The sequence below is a fragment of the Phormidium pseudopriestleyi FRX01 genome, assembly GCF_017313335.1.
GTDB lineage: Bacteria > Cyanobacteriota > Cyanobacteriia > Cyanobacteriales > Laspinemataceae > Laspinema > Laspinema pseudopriestleyi.
This window is the reverse complement of the sequence record NZ_JAFLQW010000001.1, coordinates 1-4,803: the sequence shown is the minus strand read 5'-3', so window position 1 is coordinate 4,803 and position 4,803 is coordinate 1. Positions and strand designations below refer to the sequence as shown.

Sequence of the window (4,803 nt, the reverse complement as noted above, 5' to 3'; positions counted from 1 at the left end):
CTGTTTGTTCGTCCCTGGATGCCGCCGGTGCGATCGCACCTGGAACAGGTCAATGCTGTGAGTCAGTACGGGGCCTGGGTCTTGCTGCATGGCTATGCCGTCAACCATTTTACCGGCTATGTGAACCGCCAAAATACCCCCGCTTATCCGGATATCGAAACCACCGCCCAAGCACTCCGTAATCGGGGTGTCCCGATGAAAGCTGGGATTGAAGGGAGTGCCGAAGTCGGATTACGTCAAACCGCAACCCAGGCGGTACAGGAATCCGTGACCATCCGCAGTCGCCCGGAGGGTCCATTTCTGCAAATTCCCTGGACTTATGCTTATTATGAAATCGCCCAAAGATTTGCGATCGAACCCACCCCGGGACATCCTCAACTCTTTCAAGGGTTCCTAGGCCCCAACGCCGCCCAACTCTTTGAAATGACCCGTTCCCAGGGAAGCACCACCCATCCAGGGTGATTTTGTAAAATTTTTCGATAAATTCAGTTAACGGTAACTTTCATTACAGTCTTGCTCTCTGGCTTTTGCTAAAGTTTTTTAAATAGAAAGCATTGCAGAACTAAAAACTGTTGCTAACGGTAAAGCAGAGAACTTAATCCTTGCTTGGATTCTGATTTGAATTGACGAATTTAAACCTGGATTCAAAAGAATTGAGTCAACCTCGGAGTGGTTCTGTTTCTAAGTTTCACGTTCAAGGCTTAGAAACAGTTGTTGGTTACAAGGCGGGATAAAAGCCCGAAAGGTAATAGCAGGTTTCCTGTTATTATCTTTCGGGCTATTTGTTTTTCTATTCTCTTTGTTTGTAGTGGGAGCATCCCAATGAAAGCCGCCCTCACCCTAAATCCCTCTCCCAAAGGGGGAGAGGCCTGTCCTGAGCCCTGAGCCCCGCCGAAGCCTGTCCTGAGCTTGTCGAAGGGGGTCGAAGGGGACTTTGAAAGCCGCCCTCACCCTAAATCCCTCTCCCAAAGGGGGTGAGGGACTGAGGGTGAGGGCTTCTCCCTTTTTGGGAGAATGGGGCTCCGGGGGATGAGGGCAGACTGTCGAAACTGGAATGCACCCAAAAAATGCTCCCACTCCTTACCACTCCAAGATTGTCTTGTGAGATTGCTTAAAATAGAAAATACCGCTGTGCCAAAGGCAACACTTGCGCCGGTTCACAGGTGAGTAATTGACCATCCGCCCAAACTTGATAGGTTTCCGGGTCTACTTCAATATAAGGCAGAGTTTCATTTAATTTCATGTCCCGTTTCCCGATAGTTCTGGTATCTGAAACTGCGATCGCCTGTTTTCTCAATCCTAACTGAGTTGGTACTTCTAAATCCAATGCCGCTTGGGAGACAAAAGTAAAAGATGTCGCCGTCCGAGACCCTCCAAAACTGGCAAACATCGGCTGAGAATGAATCGGTTGGGGAGTCGGAATACTGGCATTGGCATCTCCCATTTGCGCGTAGGCGATCGCCCCACCTTTGATCACCAGTTCCGGTTTTACCCCAAAAAATGCCGGACGCCACAGACATAAATCCGCCAGTTTGCCTTGTTCAATCGACCCCACATAATTAGCAATCCCGTGGGCGATTGCCGGATTAATCGTATATTTAGCAATATAACGCCGCGCCCGGAAATTATCATGTTCTGTTGTACTGGGAATCGCATCTTTGCGGTCATCCGAGGACAAAAACCCGCGCTGTACCTTCATTTTATGGGCGGTTTGCCAAGTGCGAATGATGGTTTCTCCCACCCGTCCCATTGCCTGAGAATCAGAGGAAATCATACTAAAAGCCCCGAGATCATGCAAAATATCCTCAGCGGCAATGGTTTCTCGACGAATCCGGGATTCGGCAAAGGCGACATCTTCCGGGATACTGCGATCGAGATGGTGACAAACCATCAGCATATCCAAATGTTCTTCTAAGGTATTGACTGTATAAGGGCGGGTCGGATTGGTGGAAGAGGGCAAGACATTTTTTTGTCCGCAAACCTTGATAATATCCGGGGCGTGTCCCCCACCGGCCCCTTCCGTATGGTAAGTATGAATAGTGCGGTCTTTAAAGGCGGCGATGGTTTGTTCTACAAATCCGGCTTCATTGAGGGTATCGGTATGGATAGCAACTTGCACATCATACTCATCGGCAACGGTTAGGCAAGTATCGATCGCCGCTGGAGTCGTTCCCCAATCTTCATGCAACTTTAACCCCATCGCCCCAGCGAGGACCTGTTCCACCAAGGCGCGGGGTTTGCTGCTGTTGCCTTTGCCCATAAACCCGAGATTCACCGGGAAGGCATCTGCCGCTTGTAACATCCGATGAATGTTCCAAGGTCCGGGGGTACAGGTAGTGGCATTTGTCCCGGTGGCGGGTCCGGTTCCACCACCTAACATGGTAGTAATTCCCGAGGCGATCGCCACCTCAATCTGTTGGGGACAAATAAAGTGAATATGGGCATCGATTCCCCCTGCTGTGAGAATCATCCCTTCCCCGGCGATCGCCTCGGTTCCCGGACCGATAATAATATCAACATGATCTTGGATATAAGGATTTCCCGCCTTACCAATTTTAAATATTTTGCCATCTTTGATCCCGATATCGGCTTTAACAACCCCCCACCAATCCAGAATCACCGCATTGGTAATTACTAAATCCACCGCCCCGCTATCATTAGCAATGGGGGATTGTCCCATGCCATCGCGGATAACTTTTCCCCCGCCAAATTTCACCTCATCGCCGTAGGTGGTAAAATCTTGTTCAACTTCAATAAATAATTCTGTATCGGCTAACCGAATGCGATCGCCCACCGTTGGGCCATAAGTTTCCGCATAAGCGCGGCGATCCATTTTATAACTCATTGACGTTCCCTCACTCCATTCTCGCCCATCATTTTAGGGTTCCAATTAGTTTATCCCATTTGAGGGAGAATTAAACCGGCGTTAGTGCTCTTGAGTAGGGTGGGCACGGCCCACCGTAAGTCCGGTGGGCCGTGCCCACCCTACAATTATTGCGGCCCACCGTAAGTCCTACAATTATTGCTCGTTGGATGACACCTTGACCGGCCTAGTATTAACACCCCACACCCTTAAGGATGGGGGTGTTTGTAAACCTCCGAAAACCGGATTGAGTCTCAATCCTAATCGGGTTAATTCCAATTTCCAATCACGGTAAACGCAGACCAAAAATAAGGGTGAGATAGGGTCATATTTCCTTGGGCCACTAATTCCGGTGGTAGGGGGACGGTTTTGCCATTCGAGAGAAGTAACATCCCATTTTCTATCCGAACCTCTCCCCTTAACATCGCCAGTTGGGTTTGCCGTAAAGCTTCGGCTTTCAGTGGTTTTTCCCCTAATTGGGAATAAAATTCACTCATTAATCCTAGAGTTCCACCATCGCTGACATACCAGAAACTGGCTAACGATGCCTTAGCCCCAGAAAGTACCGCTAACCCCGCAAATCCCAACTCAGCCTCGGTATCTCCTACTGCCGTCCGGCAAGCACTTAGGGTTAATAGTTCAATGGGAGGATTGTCCGAGGTATTCCACCCGAGTTCTGTGGCTAAGTCTCGAATCTGGTTCAGTCCAACCCGACTATCGTAAAACTTGATATAAGACTTATCCAAACTCCCCCCTTGAAATTCTGCATGGGTTGCCAAATGGATAATTCCAAATCGTTTTTCTCGGTTAATTTGTCGGAAATTATTGGCAGTAAACTCTTCATTTAGGAAGACATTTCCACCCCAGGGATTGCTCACAATATTTTGCAATTCAGTGGGCACCGCAGGGAGGGGACTGAGGTCATCAAAAATAGCAGAACCCATCCCTAAAACTTCGCGGTTGCGGATATCGGAATAGGTGACATCGGTTAAGCCAAAACTGGGGACTAAAGCAACAGCATATTTTTCCAATAAAAACTGTTCTCCATCATGCAAAGCCACTAGGGGAAGAGTTCGCAATCCAGAATCCATAGAAAAGACTAAGGTTTCAATCCCATTGGCTTCCAGTTGTGCTTCCATTGGAGCAATCAGGGACTGATAGAGTTGTTGGGCGATCGGTAAGTAACTCTTACTGTTGAGCCTTCTGGGGTTCGTCAGTTCCGATCGCAAGTTTTGCACCTGTTCGAGAAGCTGTTCCCGAGAGACATTGGGCACGGTTTCGCGAACGGCTATATCTATCGTCCTGTCAATCAGTCCTTGGGCTAAATGGGTGGAAGCCACTAAGTCAGAACTGCCTCCCGCTACCTCAAAATTGTGCGGAAAAATTATCACCAATTCTAATTGATCCGCTAATGCTGAAACATAAATCAAGGCACTCTTGTTATTCGTTTCTTGCCACAAATCATACAACTTTTGAGCAATTTCATCGGGAGTAGCAGTTTCTCCAAATAAATCCACTTCTAAGTAATTGCTAAACTCCATTGCCTGATATTCTTCTAACATTTGAACCGCCAATCCAATATCAGCCACAGCTAACTGACTTTCATAACGCGGGCGATCGACTTCTTGGTTAGATAGGGTATTAAAAGGCTGTGCCTCTCCCGTTGTGCTGGGGGCACCTTCGAGAATCTGGCCCTCTATAGGATTGGTACTTTCGCTTGTGGGGTCGGGTTCGGGATTATTCTCAACCACAGGTAGGGGAATTTCCTCCCCAAAGGGAACCTCTGGATTCTCGGGTATGATAACCGGGACAGTGGGTTCGGGCGACTGAATATTAATCGGTTCCACGGGTTGAACGGGAATCGGTGTCGGCACTTCCCCTGGGCTGTCAACAGGTATGACTGGGGTATCTCCAGGTGGGATGTCTGTGGGAGTTTCTGT

3 protein-coding genes are annotated in these 4,803 nt (G+C 48.6%); 1 reads left to right on the top strand and 2 read right to left on the bottom strand.

What is annotated here, in order from left to right; all coding sequences use genetic code 11:
• Positions 1-462: 2-oxoadipate dioxygenase/decarboxylase family protein (locus tag J0895_RS00015; RefSeq protein WP_207086101.1), on the top strand; the 462-nt coding region annotated here is incomplete at its 5' end.
• Positions 463-1,111: 649 nt separating this feature from the next.
• On the opposite strand, the gene ureC is transcribed toward J0895_RS00015, so the two are convergent.
• A complete protein-coding gene (ureC, locus tag J0895_RS00010) occupies positions 1,112-2,845 on the bottom strand; it encodes an urease subunit alpha (protein ID WP_207086099.1) in 1,734 nt (577 codons plus the stop codon).
• 287 nt (positions 2,846-3,132) lie between these two features.
• A partial coding sequence (locus J0895_RS00005; protein ID WP_207086098.1) for a CHAT domain-containing protein occupies positions 3,133-4,803 on the bottom strand: 1,671 nt, incomplete at its 5' end.

Coding starts and splice junctions, on each gene's coding strand:
- ureC (WP_207086099.1), bottom strand. CDS start 2,845: ATGAGTTATAAAATGGATCGCCGCGCTTATGCGGAAACTTATGGCCCA.